This is a genomic window from Vagococcus allomyrinae, assembly GCF_017829975.1.
In the GTDB taxonomy this organism is placed as follows: Bacteria; Bacillota; Bacilli; order Lactobacillales; family Vagococcaceae; genus Vagococcus_D; species Vagococcus_D allomyrinae.
This window is the reverse complement of sequence record NZ_JAEEGA010000016.1, coordinates 28,848-46,622: the sequence shown is the minus strand read 5'-3', so window position 1 is coordinate 46,622 and position 17,775 is coordinate 28,848. Positions and strand designations below refer to the sequence as shown.

Sequence of the window (17,775 nt, the reverse complement as noted above, 5' to 3'; positions counted from 1 at the left end):
TCACTGTCTCTAAATAGCCACGATATATCATCTCATTTTATCTAGTCGGCGATCATATCACATATAAGAGCATTTGTTAGCCCAAACAAAAGACCTCCAAACAAAATCACTTAAAATGCTGATAGCTACTTCCGTTCAATCATCTGCATGGCTTGAGCGACCTTTTCCACCTGAAGCTGTTCATCAGCTAAAGGGTGTTCCAAGGTGTGTTTCAGATTTTCGCCAGCCATAATTCCCATAATTTTATCGATACTGGAGCGAACGGCCGACAGCTGAATCATCATATCGTAACACTCCTGACCTTCTTCCATCATCTTTTGAATCCCACGCATTTGACCTTCCGCTCGTTTTAACCGATTGATTATTTTTTTATCGCACTTCATTCTCAGTTCCCCTTTACAACAGCATCTGGACGAATTTGACTGTATAGACCAAAGGCACCATCTAGATTTTTCACCTTAAAGCCATGTTGCTTTAACAAGCGCTCCGCAATGTAGCTTCGTTGACCACTGGCACAGCTCACGATATAAGGCTGCTTTTTATCCAATTCAGATAAGCGCTGACGTAAGTCTGGCAACGGAATATTGAGACTTTCCGCGATATGCCCCCCAGCATACTCCTCAGGACCACGAACGTCTAATAACTGATAACCATTTCCCAAGGCACTCTCAAGCTCGTGCCACTGAATCATTTCACTGTGACCTTCCATCACATTCAAGGCCACATAGCCCAGCATGTTAACAGGATCTTTAGCCACTCCAAAAGGCGGCGCATACGTAAATTCAAGCTCTGGTAAATCCGCCACCCTTAGTTGACCTTTGATGGCCGTCGCAAGACTGTCGATCCGTTTATCAATGCCTTTTTGTCCCACTCCTTGAGCCCCGTAAATCTCGCCGGTTTCCGGATTATAGACTAACTTCAATAAAACCGCTGTCGCTCCTGGATAATAGCCAGCATGATCATTGCCTCTTACGTGAACCACCTGATACTTGAGACCTGCCAACTTCGCTTGCCGCTCACTTAGACCTGTTGTGGCAGCAGTCAAGTCGAAGAGGCGAACGATGGCCGTGCCAATACTTCCCTGATTGACCCGAGGCAAACCAGCAATCACATCCGCCACTTGGCGCCCCTGGCGATTGGCAGGTGAAGCTAAAGAAATAAGGGCATCTTCCCCAGTGATTTGTTGCTTAACAACAATCCCATCGCCGACTGCGTAAACATCTGGTAAATTCGTGCGATAGTGTTCATCCACTAAAATCCCACCTCGTAAGCCTAGCTTAATTCCAGCCTTTTTAGCCAACGTCGTTTCAGGCTGAACCCCTACTGACAAAATAATCATATCAGTTGCCAATTCTTGCCCGTCTTCCAGTTGGACCCGTCCCTCTTTAAAACTGACGGCCGACAAACCCGTTAAAAGAGTTAATTGTTGTTTCAGTAATTCCCCTTCAACCAGAGCCGCCATCTCCTCATCCAAAGGCGGTAAGACATGGGGCGCTTTTTCCACAACTGTCACATCTAACCCTTTCCGTTTCAGATTTTCGGCCATTTCCAATCCGATAAACCCAGCGCCAATCACCAGAGCTTTCTGCGGTTGTTGCTTGTCAGCAAACGCCATAATCCGATCTAAATCAACAACATTCCGCAAAGTAAAGACATTGTCGGCCTCGATGCCACTGATCGGTGGGATAAAGGGGCGAGCACCAGGTGACAAGACTAAGGAATCATAGCTTTCCCAATAAATTTCCTGACCGCGCTTAATCTTCACTCGTTTAGCAGAACCATCAATTTCAATGGCTTCACTTTCAGAACGAACATCCAAATTAAACCGCGCCTTTAAACTGGCCGGTGTTTGAATCAATAAAGCTTCTCGTTCAGCAATCTCCCCTGAGACATAATAAGGTAGCCCACAATTAGCAAACGACACATGAGGGCCTTTTTCCAAGACAATAATCTCAGCTTGTTCGTCTAAACGACGCAAGCGAGTGGCCGCTGACATCCCGCCAGCTACACCACCAATAATCACTACTTTCATCATTCATGCTCCTTTCTTAACGTTGAATCGGTCCGTTCCAACCGATCATTCCATGTTTTAAATTTATCGCTTCATATCCTTTTGAGTTCAGCAGAGCCGCTCCTTGCTTACTGCGCATCCCTGACTGACAGACTAGATAAACTTTGTCGGCCTGGCCATTAAATCGTTCAAGCTCTCCTAGAGGAATATTTTGAGCACCGGGAATATGGCCACCAGCAAACTCATCTTTTTCTCTCACATCAATAATCACTGGTTTTTGGCTCAATTGTGTGGCTAATTCAGCGCTACTGATCGTCGCTACTTTATTAAATAAAAACATCTTAACACTCCTTTTTAAGCTTATTTCTGTGCTACTACAACCACTATATACCTATAGGGGTATTTTAAAAAGAAAAATGCTCAGCCTTTTTGAGTTTCCTTTTAGCCCGTAATCAGCTAGTATAAGAAGTAGCAAAACAATCGGCGACTGCCGATCATCACAAAGGAGATTTATTATGACAGAGACAACCATTGATTTAGTGGCTAAATTAACCAATATTCCTTCGCCAACAGGTGACACTGCCAACATCATTCAGACAATCGCAAATGACTTAAAACCCTACGGCTATACCCCCTCTGAAAATCGCAAAGGCAGTTTACTAGTGACCGTCCCCGGTGAAAATACTGAACAGGAACGTTTTATTACCGCCCATGTGGACACCCTTGGCGCAATGGTTCGAGCGATTCGTCCTGATGGTCGTTTAAAACTTGACTTAATTGGCGGCTTTCGCTTTAATGCGATTGAAGGTGAGTATTGTCAAATCCATACCCAGATCGGCAAAACATTTACAGGAACTATTTTAATGCATCAAACCAGTGTTCACGTCTATAAAGATGCTGGTACAGCTGAACGCAATCAGGACAATATGACCGTTCGCCTTGACGAAAAAGTCAGAACGGCTGAAGAGACAAAAGCTTTAGGCATTCAAGTTGGCGATTTTATCAGCTTTGACCCACGGACAGAAATTACCCCTAGTGGGTTTATCAAATCCCGCCATTTAGACGATAAAGTCAGTGCGGCAATTTTAATCCAATTTTTACGTCGCCTAGCAGAAGACAAAGAAACCCTCCCTTATACGACTCATTTCTTTTTCTCCAATAACGAAGAAATCGGCTATGGAGGCAACTCCAACATTTCTGATCAGGTGGTAGAATACGTTGCCGTCGACATGGGAGCTATGGGAGACGATCAGCAGACCGATGAATATTCCGTCTCCATCTGTGTCAAGGATGCCAGTGGCCCCTATCATTTAGGCCTGCGCAATCATTTGTCAAATCTATGTGACGCCCAAAGCATCCCTTACCAACTGGATATTTACCCATTTTACGGCAGTGATGCGTCGGCCGCCATGCGAGCAGGTGCCGATGTTAAACACGGTTTACTAGGTGCTGGTATCGAAGCCAGCCACGCCTATGAGCGCACCCATACAGATTCGATTGAAGCGACCGAAAAGTTAGTCAACGCGTATTTATTCAGCACATTATGTTAAGCAAAAAACCAGGCGAGAGCAAGTCCTCCGCCTGGTTTTTTTAGTCTGGTAAACGTTCGTAAGCCAGTTCCTTGATGATTTCCTGATGCTGTGGGTACTCCTTTAGCAAAGCCGCTTGAGTGAACAATTCAAAATCTCTAAAATCAAAGCCCGGCGCCACCACACAACTGACTAGCCCATAATCCACTGGCACGCTGGAACCAAAAATAGTGCCTCGAGGTACCGTATAGTGCAATCGCTGACCATTCGCCACATCTTTCCCTAACTGAATGGCTTCATATCTCCCATCTGGAAACAAACAATGAACCACTAAAGGCTGACCATCATGATAATACCAAACTTCATCTGATTTTAGTCGATGAAAATGAGAGGGACTTGCCGGTGTCAATAAAAAATAAATACTCGTATACAAGGAGCGCTGACCATGCTCGCTGGTAATCGATAACTCGCTTTCTTCCGTTCGTTTATAAAAGCCCCCTTCAGGATGCTCTGCTAAATTTAACTCTTTAATCCACGTTTCAGCACTTTTCATCTCTATCACGCCACTTTCATCTTAATTTACTGCTACTAAACCATAAGCCATTCTTCATCAGACGAGCCCTCTTCGCTCACAACGAAGGCAGTCCTAAGTTGGATAAAAAAATCAACCTTGAGTATCATGTTTTTTTATTCAAAACCTCTTATACTTAAGATACCTTAATCTCTGCCTTGTCACAAGCAACAGCACGGCTCTGAGACAGGCAGCTCATTAACCTTAAAGAAAGAAGGGACGTTATGTTAAAACACACAGTCGCTTTTCTGGTTAAAACGATTCTAACACTGACCGTCGTCACGGGGCTGTTTGGTGCCTTTACCTTGGCCACCCAACAAGAAACTGGCCCTTTTTACGACTTGATCGACCGATATAATATCTTGATTGACTGGCAACCTCTTTACGTCAAAACCGAAACCCGTCAAGGGGAGCCTAACGCAACTGGCTATCGCTACACGCAAGTCGCCTTTAGCGAAACTGGCGCTGCTCAAGACGTCAGTTATCAGACCTCAGAAAAGCTTGCAGACAATCATTATTTAAAATTAACCGCCAAAGGGCGCTATGTTAAAAGCTATGAAGAAATCAACAAATCCCAGGTACCGCCCAAAGCCTTAGAACGCTTAAACAGCTAGTAAAAAGAGTCTTTTTAAGGCTCTTTTTTGCCGTATAAAGACAACACAGAGGCTCACAGTCGCTGGCTTGCTCTTTATTTTGCCAACACCAGTTTCTTAAACTCTCGACCTGCTTCCCCTAATTCCCGCTGTTTTAACTGATACAAATAGATGTCGTGTGGTTGGATCGGCAAATCGACGGTTAATTCGACCAGATCTCCTTGGGCAAGACTCTGACTGGCCATTAAATAAGAACAGTAGTGAACACCTTTACCAGCCCTTGCTGCTTGTAAAGCATCCCGCGAGTTATTATACGTTAAACTAAAGCGAGGTAACCTCAATCCTAACGCACGATACAAGCTCTCAAGTGATTGTTGGGTAAAACTAGTACGCTCTCTGCCGATAAAATCACTTTCACTTAAACGGGCTAAACTCAGAGTTCCACCAGCTAAGCCCAAACTAGGATGAGCGATAAAGCACAGACGGTCCTCATACACCTTGTGGCACACAAATCGAGAGTCGTTCAGATGACTGTCTCCTAAAAATACCATATCCAAGCGCTCAGCTAACAAGGCCGTGATTAAATCAGACGAATTTAAAGTCGCCAATTCAAGGTAGCAAGTCGGACGCTGGCTTTTAAACCTTTTTTGCCACTCAGGCAGTAAATGAGTGACGGCTAAATAATTCCCACCTAAGCGCAAAACAGCTGACTTTTGCCCTTTGGCTTCTTGAAACAGCGCCGTAATGTTTTCCTCAACAGCAAATAACTCTTGCGACAACTGATAGACTTCCTCGCCTAAAGGCGTTAATTGAATCCCTCGTCCTGCTGGCCTAATCAACTGAACTTCCTGATCCTTTTCAAACTTTTTGATCTGAGCCGTCACAGAAGGCTGACTAATTCTTAATTTCTCAGAGGCTTTCGTCACACTGCCGCATTTTGCGACCTCATGAAACAACCTCAGCCCATGTAAATTCATCAAGTCACCCCTTTCATAGCTTATCTATATAAATCATACTAGATTTTGTATTGGAACACACTTCTTTTTTTACATATAGTAACAATAGACTTATGAAAGGAGACAACTGATGACCAACACACAGCTCTACTTAATACGCCACGGGGAAACCCTTTGGAATGCCGAAAAAAGAATGCAAGGACAATTAAATTCCGACTTAACTAGCCAAGGGATCAGACAAGCTCAGCTACTTGCTGGAAAACTAGCTTGCCTGCCAATTGAAACCTGTTATACTAGCGACAGCCCACGAGCCTTTAAAACGGCGCAACTCGTGACCCAGCAATTAACGGTGGATATGCAAACCGATTCTCGGCTACGGGAAATTGCCATGGGAACTTGGGAAGGACGAACTCGCCAAGAAATTGCTGCAAAAGAGCCCTTGGAGTGGCAACGTTTTTGGGAAAGCCCGCACCACTTCCAAGGAAATAATGGGGGTGAAACCTTTCAGATGCTGGAAAACCGCAGCCGAGCCGTTATCGATGAGATTATCAACGCCCATCCTCAGCAAAAAATAGCCATCATTTCCCACCGTTTAACAATCAAAACACTGATCAACTCCTTGCTGCAACGTGAGCTAGCTGAGTTGCATGAATTGCCAGATGTAGAACCAAACAGTTTAAGCATCTTAAACCTTAAAAATGGCGATGTTGAGGTCATGACTTATAGCGATACCTCTCATTATTGTTGAAAAAAAATGAGTCTAGGACCTAAGTCCCAGACTCTGATTTAACCTTAATTAACACTGATTTGCTGACGCTTTTTCAACTGTTTAACCTCTTTGTGAGTCATGTACGCCAAGACGACAAGAGCCGAAAGTGACGAACCAATAGCAAGTAGTTTCTTCATAAATAAAACATCCTTTCATCTGGTATTAAGTGCTCAAAGCACAAGCGTGGACGGTAGGATTCGAACCTACACCTCGGTACAGAGAACGAACCAACTGAGATCCTCAAAGAGTATAACACCACGTTCATCCACAAAATAAGTTGTTTGCTTAACCTACTAATACTATACCGCTAAAAGCTTAAGTCAAGGTTAAGAATAAACGAATTTTTTTCACCATTGTGTGTCTTTTTTATGAAGAACATTCAGAAAAATCAGTCATTTTCAGTAAATTAGCAATAAAGCCGCCCATCGATCCATGTTTTATTCACGTTAAAGCTTTCATCAATTAAGACTAGATCCGCGATCAAGCCTTCCTTGATTTGCCCTACTTCTGCCTTGCCCAATATCATCGCCGGTGTTTTAGCCGCCATCTGAATCCCATCCTCTAAAGGAATCCCAAAGGACGTACTTAGCTGGAGGGAACGGTTCATCGTCACGGTACTAGAAGCCAATGTCCCATCCTGTAAACGAGCCACACCCTCTTTAACCGTCACTTGATGACCACCGAATAAATAATCGCCATCTCCAACCCCCATGGCCTGCAAGGCATCCGTTGTCAACACCATCTTATCAGCGCCTTTGATCTTATGTAGCAATCGAACGATTCCCGGATGAAGATGGACCCCATCAACAATCGCTTGAACACTGACGTCATCATCTTCTAAGGCGGCTGTCACTAGCCCAGGAGCTCGATGATGAATTCCCGGCATGGCGTTAAAACAATGCGTGATATGAGAGGCCCCCTTACTAAAGGCGACTTGAGCTTCCTCATAGGTAGCATTGGAATGGGCAATCGCCACCACAACATCCTTGGCTTTTAGCCACTCAATCAGCTCGATCCCACCAGGTAACTCCGGTGCAATGGTCACCATCTTGATCAACCCTTCTGCTACTTCAAAAATAGCCGCCATCTCAGCTAAATTGGGATGGCGTAAATAAGCTGGGTTCTGCATGCCTTTCTTTTCAACATTAAGATAAGGACCCTCTAAATGAATCCCAGCAATTTTAGCCCCTTCTTCTTTGCCAACAACTTTCTTGGTTTGCTCAATCATTTTCAGTAGTGCTTCCAAGCTAGAACTCACTGATGTAACTAAAAAACTAGTGCAACCTGTTTCCGCACAGGCCCTTGAAACAGCCTGAATACTCTCGACAGTGCCATCCATCATATCAAAATTATGAGCCCCATGAATGTGAACATCGATCATTCCTGGAATCAGCAATTGGTTGCCTCCGTCAACTACATCCCCTTGATGACTGTCTGACAGCCCGGTCTCATCGTTAATTAGGACCTGTTGGATCCATTTCCCTTTTGTCACAACCGTTGCCGCAACAACTTTTCCTTCTTGGATGATTTTAACCTGTTTAATAACGGTCATGGTCGTCTCCTTCTTTCACAATAATGACAGCAATTTCCTCTGCTGCTAAGACTTTCATCAAGCTAGCCCCTAAGGGACGATCTGTGATGATCAGATCGATGCCCGAAAAACCAATTTTATAAGCCGACTGCTGATTAATTTTACTACTGTCGATGAGTAAACAAACTTTTTGAGCATTGTGAATAACCGTTTGTTTTAATTGACAGTCTGCTAATTCAGAATAAAATACCCCTTGCTCGGTCAGTCCCGCGCCACCGATAAATGCCCAATCAAAATTAAACTGGGACAACTGTTGTAAAACAGACTCACCAGCCAACAAACGAGAATCAGCCTTAAAGAACCCACCTAAAAGGTAAACCTGATTGCCTGTTTTAGGCGAGACCGCCAAGGCATTGTCCATCGAATTGGTTACCACTGTCACATTCTTGGCAGGCAAGTTTGCAGCTAAAAATTGAACTGTCGTTGACACATCTAAATAGATAGTTCCTCCTAAGGGGATTAATTGAAGCGCCCCTTGAGCAATTCGTTGTTTTTCTGTCGCATCCTTAATCAAACGACGGCTATAGGTTTCAATCTGGGCCTTTAGTACCGGACGGGAAATTCCTCCAGGATACCTTTCTGCTAAACCACTTTCCACTAATTTCACAATATCCCTGCGAGCCGTGTCTTTCGAAATAGCAAACAGGCTCATGAGCTCTTCTTGAGAAATTTTGGGTTGCTCCTCTAACATGGCTAAAATCTTCGCCACTCTTTCTTGTTGGTTCATGCTGTCCTCTTTTTAAGTTTTTATAAGTATTTATTTAAGTTTTGTTAAGTTTATTATATTCCTTATGGCTCGATTGTCAATAAAAGAGACTTAAGTTAACCACTTCCTATGATATACTAACAGTACCAACAAACCAGAGGAGACACTTATGAACATCAACACCGAACTAGTAAACATGCTGATTAGTAGCCAATTTCCAGCATATGCTCATTTGCCCATTAGGCCAGTCGCCAAAAGTGGCCACGATAATCGAACATTTCATCTCGGAAACCAACTATCTGTTCGTTTGCCTAGTGCCGAAGGTTATGCCGCCCAAGTCACGAAAGAGAGCAAGTGGTTGCCATACTTACAGCAGCAACTAAGCCTGCCCATCACCCAGCAAATGGCCATTGGGAAACCGGAATTTGGCTATCCCTTTGCTTGGTCCATCTGTCATTGGTTACCAGGCAAGACAGCTAGTGAAGGGCCGATTGCTGATCTCAATCAATTTGCTAGTGATTTAGCAGATTTTCTCATCGCCCTTCAAAAGATCGACTGTCAGGAAGGCCCACCAGCAGGTTTACATAATTATTATCGCGGCGGTGACTTAGCAACTTACCATCACGATGTCGCTCGCGTTTTAGCCAATCAAGACTTAAACCTTCAAGGGGATCGGCAAGTGTTGGCGACGATTTGGCAAACCGCACTGGAAACACACTGGTCGTCTCCCCCTGTCTGGGTCCATGGTGATGTGGCTCCGACAAACATGCTAGTCAGAGACGGCCGCTTGTCAGCCGTAATCGACTATGGCGTCCTCGGCACAGGGGACCCTAGCTGCGACTTGGTAATGGCCTGGACTTTTTTCGAAGGCCAAAGTCAACAGACCTTTAAAAATTGTTTTTCTTATTCTGTTGATGTCTGGCAGCGGGCCAAGGGCTGGGCACTGTGGAAAGCTCTGATCACCGTTGAAGAATGGCAACATAAGGATCACTCCCGCTATCTTGAGGCGGTTGCTGTGATTCAGCAAGTACTGGCAGATAATGCCTAAAAAAGGCTCAACCTAGGTAATTTAGGTTGAGCCTTTTGGCTTGAAAGTAATGTGATTAAACACTGTTATTTCCTTTGACCACACCATCAAGAATATGTTCCTACTAGAACTAATCAGGCACATACGAACAATAAAACCGTTCAACACCAGGATACTTTTCACCCAGACTGTCGCTTTCAAAGCCAGTTTGTTGATAAAAGCCTAGGGCCTCTGCATCTGTTTCAGCAAACATGACAGTCGGAGCATGGCGCACTAACACAAAGTCAATCATCGATCGACCGATTCCCTGACCTCGGTTACTGACTGCCGTGGCAATGTGAGTGATTTCTAACTGATCGCCTGCTAATTGATCAACGCCAATGCATCCCACTAAGCAGTTTTCCTGATAATAGAGATACAAGGTGCGATTCTTCTGGTTTAAATAGTTTTCCAACTCACTTGCCAACTTATTTGCAGATGCCGCTAAAGCTAACAGTTGGCTGACCTCTTCACTAATCTTTTCCATTTTAATAAGCATGGGATCCTCCTCTTACATTACTGGTTGACAACGACTGTTTTTGCCAGCATATCTCCTAAGTGACGCCTATCATCCCTAAAAATCACCATTCCCAACATCAAAACAAGAAGGAGCAGACTCACCGAAGGCAATATCATTGAAGCAATCGACGTGAAACCTGTGTATACACCTTCAATCACGCCGATATGAGCAAGCTGCCACGGAAGAAACTTAAGACAATTTCTTAATAAACTATACCGGAAAAAGTAAGTACCGTACGCCACCTTGAGTCCAGAAACCCTCTTTCCATATGAGCCAGATGGTTTTTGGTAGTCCAGATAAGAAAAGATAAAAACAAGTGGGACAACCGAACAAAAAGTCGCTACTAGCTGCGATTCTAATTTTGTAAAGGTTGGCATGCCTTTAAAAATAAGAGAATAACTTAGTACGCTAATCAGACCTAACAACAGTAGGTAGCCAACTATAAAAAAATAATCGACCACTATTTCTTTCATTCGTGCTTTTAATGAAACCTCGCTTTTCATATTGCCACAACCTCTCCAAGGGATTCGCCGACACACTCACTCTGACATGCCTGAGTCGCCTATCATATTAGTGTAACAGAAGCATCTCTAAAAACCAGCAAAAAAAGGCACCACGTCGTGTGCCTTTTTCGCTTTTATGTCAGCTGAACGATGCTAAGAGCTCACTTCCTTAGACCAAATCATGGCCGCAATCCCCAACATTTCGCCTGATTTCCCAAGGACTTTCCAGATACTGCCTTCTATCTCAAACAATTGACCATCCTTCCTAATTCTCGTGCCACGATAGTTGTTAGATATACCCTTATTCGCTACCTCTGCTAGCATTAAGTTGCGCTCTTGCTGTCTTTCAGGCGGGGCACTTTGGCTGGCAGGAGTAGCCAAAAACTCCGCTAAACTATAGCCAAAAATAAGTTGAGCTTGCTGGTTGGCATAAATAAACAGCGGGTCTGGTTCTGTATTTTGAATCAATAGACCATAAGGTGAGTGCTGATCCAACCATTCAAGTCGCTGCTTCGCCCGTTCACTAGGAACTGGCAAGCCTTGCCCCGTCCACTGCTCATAAGATTGGTCTAATAAGCCGATCAGCTGGTTACGTTCTTGAGGAGTCATGCTATCCCTGCTTTCTATAAATTGCGAACTCGTGGGTTCTGACCTAAAACTTGTTCAGGATCCACTGGTATCGTCACTAAGATTGACCGGTGCTTCGTTTGTGCTATTTCCGCTAAAATTTCTTCAAAGTTGCTTAAATCGGCTAATAATGAATAGCTTAACCACCCAGATGCTTCAGCCATTTTGCCATAATCAATGCCGTCTAGCCTATCGTGAAACCGTTCGGGCTCAACGCTCGGTAAAATTGCCGGCAATCCTTGAGCGACGATCGAATAGGTGTGATTATCCAGTAAAAATAAGACGATTCCTAAATCTTTGGCTTCGTTTAAACTGCCACCGTACAACCTAAAACAACCATCTCCACTAAACAAATACACTCGTTTATCCGGTGCTGCTAGCTTTGCTCCCACTGCCGCACCAAAGGCACCGCCCATGGCTGATCCCCGATAAAAAGCAAAGTAGGTGATCAACTCATTAGGTCTTTGGGTCACATATTGATAATCTTTATAAGCCAAACACACATCACTGATCACCACACTATTTGGCTGCCACCAATGGTACAAACGCTGATAAACCTCCACCATGTCCGCATAACCTCTTTGTGGTGCCAGCAGCTGGCGATTATTCAAATTCTCAGGAGCAACGGGACAAGCCTGAGTGGAAAAAGGTGCCTCTTTCCCGGCTGTCACAACGGCCTCCAAGACCTGACTAACAGAAGCGCAGATCTGATGTAGCTGATGTTGAACGCTGTGTTGATAACTTCCTCTGATTTGCCCATAAGCATTTTCAATCCCTGTTATGAAGAAAACATCGCCCGCCGGAATTTTCTTTAAATCGGTTGTGTATTCATCTGGTGTGATCCCAATACATAGCACAACGTCTTCTTGATTAACCGACGCCCAGATGTCCAAGGCTTGATCATTCCCACCAAAGGAGATATAACCATAACCATAAGGATTCGAGCTTTCAACACAATTTCCACCATTCATACTCCAAACAGTCGCCGCCTGTAACGCTTGGCTAACTGCCGTGGTCAGTTGTCTGATCTTTGGCTCGTGGAGCCCTGCTTCACCAACTAACAGCAAAACCCGTCGATCTTTGACCGTTTCCTGCAACAGCTGAACAAATTCAGCTATTTCTGCGGTTTTGTCCTGAGGATCCGCGATGTTTACTGGTAAATGATTGACTGGCAAAGCCATCTTTTCATTATCTAACAAAAAAATCACGGGCTTTCGCGACAGTAAGCTTTGTTTTGCCAGTTCTAATTGGTTAGCAAAGGTAAAAGGATTGTCTAAAAGAAACACCTGCTGGGGAAACTCCGCCAGTAATTGTTGGACAATATTACTGCCATAAACAGAGGAATCCTGTAACGCACTGTCTTCGGTATGAAGGATTGTCGATACTGGAAAAATGTAGACGGAAGGAATATCGTGAAGTTTAGCATCACTGAGTCCGCAGGATAGCAACTTAGTGGCCGCCCCTGTGGTGGCAATCGCTGCCGATACTTTACCAGTAGCAAGGTAATGCCCTAGTGGGATAAAGCCTGCTGGGTATTCGCTGATTGTGAACAGCGACGCTGCTTGTTGCGCCGGTTGATAAGGCGTGAGGTATTTCAAATAGTGAACCACGCCTCCACCTGTTACGCCAGCATAAGAATCAATTCCTAATAACGATAAATAATCAATCAGTGTCTTAAATCCGTCCTGTTTAACCATAGTCAATGCGCTTCTTCCTCTCTTTTACATGCTGATTTTGAAAGACGATACGCCCTCATTATATAACAAGGTTTCGGAAAAGAGACAACATTCTGCTTGTTACCTTTTTTTAACGTACCTTATGATATTAATCGGATAGATACCACTTAAAAAGTCTCTTTACTATGTTTAACAGCGAACAATTATATAACGACATTTCCGATCAGTTACATTTTAGTATTACGAAAGATTGCGACTGATAATCAAAGATATGTCTACCAAAAATCATATTAAAACATGATTTAAGACAATATCAACAAAACATAAGCAACAGTGATTCTAAAAACAAGAACTGACTAACCGACAAGCCGATAATCAGACCATTCTCGTCAGATAACCCCCTAAAAGAGGTCTTTTCGATTCAATTATCGGCTACATGTGACTATTAACCATCTGACAGATCACTTTTAGGATGAACACACTCACGCCCCTTCTTCAGCAACGCAACTGAAAAAGGGGCGTGAGTGCGCTAGTTGTTGAGCAAACGAAATCTGGCTTTTATTTGGTTGATAAAAGCTAGCTGATGAGGAGCAAATACTTTCTCTTTACGATACAAAAAGGCGAGGGTCGCTTTAGGTATTCGCTCTTCGATCTCGATCAACTGCAACTTATCCAAGGAATGAAATTTGGCAAAACTTAAAGGCAATATGGTGACGCCAACGTTCTGGCGAACCAAATCCAAACAAGGGACATAGTTGGGAAACTCGTAATTCGGCCTCAAATTGAGGTTCTTCTGAACCGCCACTTCACCGACCATCTCCCTAACAGCCAAGCTCGGCTTAACTAAAATCAACCGTTCTGACTCCAAGGCTTTTAACGATAAGCGATGGTAATTCCCTAAAGGATGATCCTTATTCACCGTAATAAAGAATTGATCTTCAAACAGTTCCTCTACGGCTAAATCCCCTGTATTGCTGATCAGTGGCAAATAGACTAATCCAAAATCAGCCCTTTCCTCCATGACATTACGGACGACATTTTTACTGCTGCACTCATCGATTTTTACTGATACTGCTGGATAACCTTGAGCGTACTCAGCTAAGCTTTCCGTAAAAAAATGACAACCAGAGCTGTAAATCGTAATTTTCTGATCTTCAATCACTTGCGTCTTGGCTAACAACAACTTGGTTTCATTAGCCGCTCGTAATAATTTATAAGCTTGGATTTTTAAGACTTCTCCTTCGGCTGTTAAACTCAGTTTATGATGTTCTTTCGTGATTAACTGACAATTCAAATTTTCCTCCAATGACTTCATCTGTTGGCTAAGGGTTGGTTGGGTAATAAATAAACGTTTGGCTGCTCGTCCATAATTCAATTCTTCGCACAGTACCACAAAATAATTCAGTAATCGTAAATCCATGATTAGCCTCCTAATAGTTTTTGTCTATGGTCATTATAGAACAATACTATTGGAAAAACTAGAATGAAAGAGTATACAATCAAGTCATAGCAGACCCCTAATCTGCTTGCAAGACAACCATTAGACAAACGGAGGAAAAGAAATGATGAATCTAATTAATGAGAAAATCATGCCTCGAGCCATGAAAATTTCTCAAAACAAGTACTTAAGCTCGGTGAGTGACGGCTTTATGATGTTAATGCCTGTCTTAATTATCGGCTCCATGTTTTCATTACTGAATAATTTAGCGATCGCTCCTTATCAAGCATTTATTGTCTCCACTGGCCTTAAAAACTTTTTTGCGATTCCCAATATGGTTACCAATGATATTTTATCCATTTACGCGGTCTTTTTTATTGCTTATGCCTTTGCCAAACGGTTAAATCGTGATCAAGGAGTCGCAGGCATGATCGCCTTGTTCTCCTTTCTGGCTGTCACCCCTTTTGGGAATACGATTGCCACGATTCAGCAATTTTTGACAGCGAATGACATCACCTTAGCAGAAGGCGTTGAGATTCCTGCCGCTAGCTTCTTACCCCTGGAATGGTTAGGTGCCAAAGGATTATTTGTGGCGATTTTCGTGGCCTTGATTTCAACCAGCATCTACGATTTACTTTTAACTAAAAATTTGATGATCAAAATGCCCGACTCAGTTCCTCCCACTATCGGCAAGTCCTTTGCCGGTTTAATGCCTGGCTTTGTCTCAATCATCTTTTTTATGATCCTCGACAAAGTAGTCGCACTCCTTCCGATTGAGGGCATCACGGGTATTCAGTCAGGGATTTACAGTATCATTCAAGCCCCTATCGAAAACTTTTTAGGCAATAATATCTGGTCCTTTATCTTCGCCGCTTTCTTTGCCCAACTATTGTGGAGTCTGGGAATTCACGGTATGACTGCCATCATTTTGCCTATTTTTTATCCGTTGTGGACGTCTCTTAACAATGCCAATGTGGATGCTTTAAATGCCGGTGTTTCCGTCTACGACTTACCTAATATCCTCAACCGGACCTTTTGGCAAGTTTACACCATCTGTGGCGGTTCTGGCCTTACTTTAGGGCTTTGCTTATACTTGATCTTTTTCGCTAAAAGCAGTCAGTACAAAACCTTAGGTAAACTCTCTGTTATCGCCAACTTTTGCGGCATCAACGAACCGGTTATTTTCGGTTTGCCCATGGTCTTAAACCCAATCATGATGATTCCTTTTATCCTTTCACCGATTGTGGTCTCCGTCCTTGCCTATGTCTTAACAGCGATTAATATTCTGCCTCGCTTAACGACGATTATCCCCTTAGGGACACCTGTGATTATGTCAGGGTTTATTTCAACTGCTAGCGGGTCATGGCGGGTGGCATTATTCCAAATTGTCATCATCCTCTTAAGTGCCGTCTTGTATTTACCATTTATTAAAATTTTAGATAAAAAGGCCGTTCTTGAAGAAACAGCTGCCTAATTCAAAAAGGAGACCAACGTCATGACAAAATCAGCACCCTTCCCTCAACACTTTTTATGGGGTGGCGCCCTAGCAGCCAACCAAGCAGAAGGGGCCTATCAGCTCGATGGCAAAGGCCTTTCGCCTGTGGATATTTTACCTGATGGAAAACATGGGCGCAAAGAAGCTTTAGCCGCTCCACTAAAGGCCCTAGACAGGACTTATGACTATTACCCAAGTCACGAATCAATTGATTTTTACCATCATTTTAAAGAAGACATTGCCTTAATGGCCGAGATGGGCTTTAAAACCTTTCGCTTTTCCATCTGTTGGGCTCGCATTTTCCCTCAGGGAGATGAAACAGAACCAAATGAAGCGGGGTTGCGTTTTTACGACCAAGTCATTGACGAGTGTTTAAACCAGCAGATTGAACCGCTTGTGACCATCAATCACTTTGATACCCCGATCGCCTTAATGACCACATACGGCGGTTGGAAAAATCGACAACTGATTGATTTCTATCTAAATTATTGCCAAGTCCTCTTTAAACGCTACAACGGCAAAGTCAAGTACTGGCTCACCTTTAATGAGATCAATATGATTTTGCACATCCCTTTATTTGGCGGTGCCTTAGATATCTCTGAAGAAGCTCATCCCGAGCAAGTCTTGTATCAAAGTGCTCATCATCAATTAGTCGCCTCTGCTTTGGCCACAAAACTGGCACATGAGCACAATCCTCAGGCTCAAGTTGGTTGTATGCTCGCCGGCGCGACTTACTACCCTTACAGTTGCGACCCTGCTGATATTTGGTCGGCAATTGAAGCTAACCGCAATAATTATTTCTTTATTGATGTCCAATCAAAAGGTCATTACCCTAAATTTGCCGAACGTTTTTTTGCTGAACATCAGATTCAACTTGCGATGGAACCTGAAGATTTAGACATCTTGGCAGCAAACACTGTCGATTTCATCTCATTCAGCTACTATTCTTCTCGGCTGACCAGTCATGATCTAAGCGATAAAGAAAGCACGGAAGGCAACGTCTTTGCCAGTTTAAAAAATCCCTATTTAAAGCGGACGGAATGGGGCTGGCAAATCGACCCATTAGGGTTGCGCATCACCATGAATGATCTCTACGATCGTTATGAGAAACCTTTGTTTATCGTAGAAAACGGACTGGGAGCCAAAGATGTTTTAAACGCCGACGGAACCGTCGATGATCCTTATCGCATCGACTACACCCGCAATCACCTCATGGCGGTTAGTGAAGCGATCGCTGACGGCGTGGAATGCTTAGGCTATACTAGTTGGGGCTGTATTGATCTGGTCAGTGCCAGCACTGGTCAGATGTCAAAGCGCTACGGTTTTGTTTATGTCGATCGGGACGATTCAGGCCAAGGTAGCTTAAAACGCTATAAGAAAAAATCCTTTGAATGGTACAAACAAGTCATTGCAAGCAATGGGGAAAATTTGGCAGACTGAATACTTGGCCAAGACCAGTGACTATTTTAACCAAAAGACGTTCGTCATGAACGTCTTTTTTTGTGTCACCATGATCCTGATCACAAAACCAACCTAACTATTGACCTATCAGGTAAACAATGCTAAAATCGGATTTACCTAATAGGTCAATAAAGACTAATTCTCATATCGGCCATACTTGGAGCTTTAATCTGGCCTTGCTGATTAACAACGATTATTGGCAAGAATCGCTTCAACTAATAAACTTTCAGCCAGAAAAAAAGCTGAAAGTACCACTCTTGGCG

18 protein-coding genes are annotated in these 17,775 nt (G+C 43.5%); 6 read left to right on the top strand and 12 right to left on the bottom strand.

Going from position 1 to position 17,775, the window contains the following annotated elements; genetic code table 11:
- Nucleotides 1–125: 125 nt before the first annotated feature.
- The 3 genes from I6N95_RS20465 to I6N95_RS20455 are packed head-to-tail and all read right to left on the bottom strand — an operon-like array spanning nt 126 to nt 2,351.
- Nucleotides 126–383, bottom strand: a complete 258-nt coding sequence (locus I6N95_RS20465) for a metal-sensitive transcriptional regulator (protein WP_209531215.1) — start codon at nt 381–383, stop codon at nt 126–128.
- 2 nt (nt 384–385) lie between these two features.
- On the bottom strand, nt 386–2,032 hold the full coding sequence (locus I6N95_RS20460; protein ID WP_209531214.1) for an FAD-dependent oxidoreductase: 1,647 nt from the start codon (nt 2,030–2,032) through the stop codon (nt 386–388).
- A gap of 16 nt (nt 2,033–2,048) precedes the next feature.
- On the bottom strand, nt 2,049–2,351 hold the full coding sequence (locus I6N95_RS20455; RefSeq protein ID WP_209531213.1) for a rhodanese-like domain-containing protein: 303 nt from the start codon (nt 2,349–2,351) through the stop codon (nt 2,049–2,051).
- Between the two features lie 175 nt (nt 2,352–2,526).
- Here I6N95_RS20455 and I6N95_RS20450 point away from each other — a divergent pair, with 175 nt between their 5' ends.
- Complete coding sequence (locus I6N95_RS20450; protein WP_209531212.1) at nt 2,527–3,561, top strand: M42 family metallopeptidase; 1,035 nt, start codon at nt 2,527–2,529, stop codon at nt 3,559–3,561.
- 40 nt (nt 3,562–3,601) lie between these two features.
- Here I6N95_RS20450 and I6N95_RS20445 read toward each other — a convergent pair whose 3' ends face one another.
- Nucleotides 3,602–4,093 carry a cupin domain-containing protein gene (locus I6N95_RS20445; protein WP_209531211.1) on the bottom strand — a complete coding sequence of 164 codons (492 nt, stop codon included), beginning with the start codon at nt 4,091–4,093 and terminating at the stop codon, nt 3,602–3,604.
- Nucleotides 4,094–4,335: 242 nt separating this feature from the next.
- Between I6N95_RS20445 and I6N95_RS20440 the strand changes: the two genes are divergently transcribed.
- Nucleotides 4,336–4,725 carry a YxeA family protein gene (locus I6N95_RS20440; RefSeq protein ID WP_209531210.1) on the top strand — a complete coding sequence of 130 codons (390 nt, stop codon included), beginning with the start codon at nt 4,336–4,338 and terminating at the stop codon, nt 4,723–4,725.
- 74 nt (nt 4,726–4,799) lie between these two features.
- On the opposite strand, the gene I6N95_RS20435 is transcribed toward I6N95_RS20440, so the two are convergent.
- Nucleotides 4,800–5,681, bottom strand: coding sequence for a LysR family transcriptional regulator (locus I6N95_RS20435; RefSeq protein WP_209531209.1), 882 nt, complete (start codon nt 5,679–5,681; stop codon nt 4,800–4,802).
- Nucleotides 5,682–5,790: 109 nt separating this feature from the next.
- Between I6N95_RS20435 and I6N95_RS20430 the strand changes: the two genes are divergently transcribed.
- Entirely contained in the window at nt 5,791–6,408 is a 618-nt protein-coding gene (locus I6N95_RS20430) for a histidine phosphatase family protein (RefSeq protein WP_209531208.1), read from the top strand.
- Nucleotides 6,409–6,835: 427 nt separating this feature from the next.
- Here I6N95_RS20430 and nagA read toward each other — a convergent pair whose 3' ends face one another.
- Together nagA and I6N95_RS20420 are read right to left on the bottom strand one after the other, a co-directional pair.
- Entirely contained in the window at nt 6,836–7,981 is a 1,146-nt protein-coding gene (nagA, locus tag I6N95_RS20425; protein ID WP_209531207.1) for an N-acetylglucosamine-6-phosphate deacetylase, read from the bottom strand.
- Nucleotides 7,968–8,747 carry a DeoR/GlpR family DNA-binding transcription regulator gene (locus tag I6N95_RS20420; protein ID WP_209531206.1) on the bottom strand — a complete coding sequence of 260 codons (780 nt, stop codon included), beginning with the start codon at nt 8,745–8,747 and terminating at the stop codon, nt 7,968–7,970. Before I6N95_RS20420 ends, nagA begins: the two co-directional genes overlap by 14 nt.
- Nucleotides 8,748–8,895: 148 nt before the next feature.
- Here I6N95_RS20420 and I6N95_RS20415 point away from each other — a divergent pair, with 148 nt between their 5' ends.
- On the top strand, nt 8,896–9,774 hold the full coding sequence (locus tag I6N95_RS20415; RefSeq protein WP_209531205.1) for an aminoglycoside phosphotransferase family protein: 879 nt from the start codon (nt 8,896–8,898) through the stop codon (nt 9,772–9,774).
- Nucleotides 9,775–9,883: 109 nt separating this feature from the next.
- Here the strand turns inward: I6N95_RS20415 and I6N95_RS20410 are convergent, their stop codons facing one another.
- From I6N95_RS20410 to I6N95_RS20390, 5 genes are all read right to left on the bottom strand, one after another.
- On the bottom strand, nt 9,884–10,291 hold the full coding sequence (locus I6N95_RS20410; protein ID WP_209531204.1) for a GNAT family N-acetyltransferase: 408 nt from the start codon (nt 10,289–10,291) through the stop codon (nt 9,884–9,886).
- A 17-nt stretch (nt 10,292–10,308) separates the two neighbouring features.
- Nucleotides 10,309–10,815 (bottom strand): RDD family protein, encoded by a 507-nt coding sequence (locus I6N95_RS20405; protein WP_209531203.1) that lies wholly within the window; start codon nt 10,813–10,815, stop codon nt 10,309–10,311.
- A gap of 153 nt (nt 10,816–10,968) precedes the next feature.
- A complete protein-coding gene (locus tag I6N95_RS20400) occupies nt 10,969–11,424 on the bottom strand; it encodes an MEKHLA domain-containing protein (protein WP_209531202.1) in 456 nt (151 codons plus the stop codon).
- Nucleotides 11,425–11,438: 14 nt separating this feature from the next.
- Nucleotides 11,439–13,139: a thiamine pyrophosphate-dependent enzyme gene (locus tag I6N95_RS20395; RefSeq protein ID WP_245249769.1), complete on the bottom strand. Its 1,701-nt coding sequence runs from the start codon at nt 13,137–13,139 to the stop codon at nt 11,439–11,441.
- A 508-nt stretch (nt 13,140–13,647) separates the two neighbouring features.
- Nucleotides 13,648–14,538 carry a LysR family transcriptional regulator gene (locus I6N95_RS20390; RefSeq protein WP_209531200.1) on the bottom strand — a complete coding sequence of 297 codons (891 nt, stop codon included), beginning with the start codon at nt 14,536–14,538 and terminating at the stop codon, nt 13,648–13,650.
- Between the two features lie 142 nt (nt 14,539–14,680).
- Here I6N95_RS20390 and I6N95_RS20385 point away from each other — a divergent pair, with 142 nt between their 5' ends.
- Both I6N95_RS20385 and I6N95_RS20380 read left to right on the top strand, forming a co-directional pair.
- Nucleotides 14,681–16,030, top strand: a complete 1,350-nt coding sequence (locus I6N95_RS20385) for a PTS sugar transporter subunit IIC (RefSeq protein ID WP_209531199.1) — start codon at nt 14,681–14,683, stop codon at nt 16,028–16,030.
- Between the two features lie 21 nt (nt 16,031–16,051).
- Entirely contained in the window at nt 16,052–17,491 is a 1,440-nt protein-coding gene (locus I6N95_RS20380; RefSeq protein WP_209531198.1) for a 6-phospho-beta-glucosidase, read from the top strand.
- Nucleotides 17,492–17,775 lie beyond the last annotated feature (284 nt).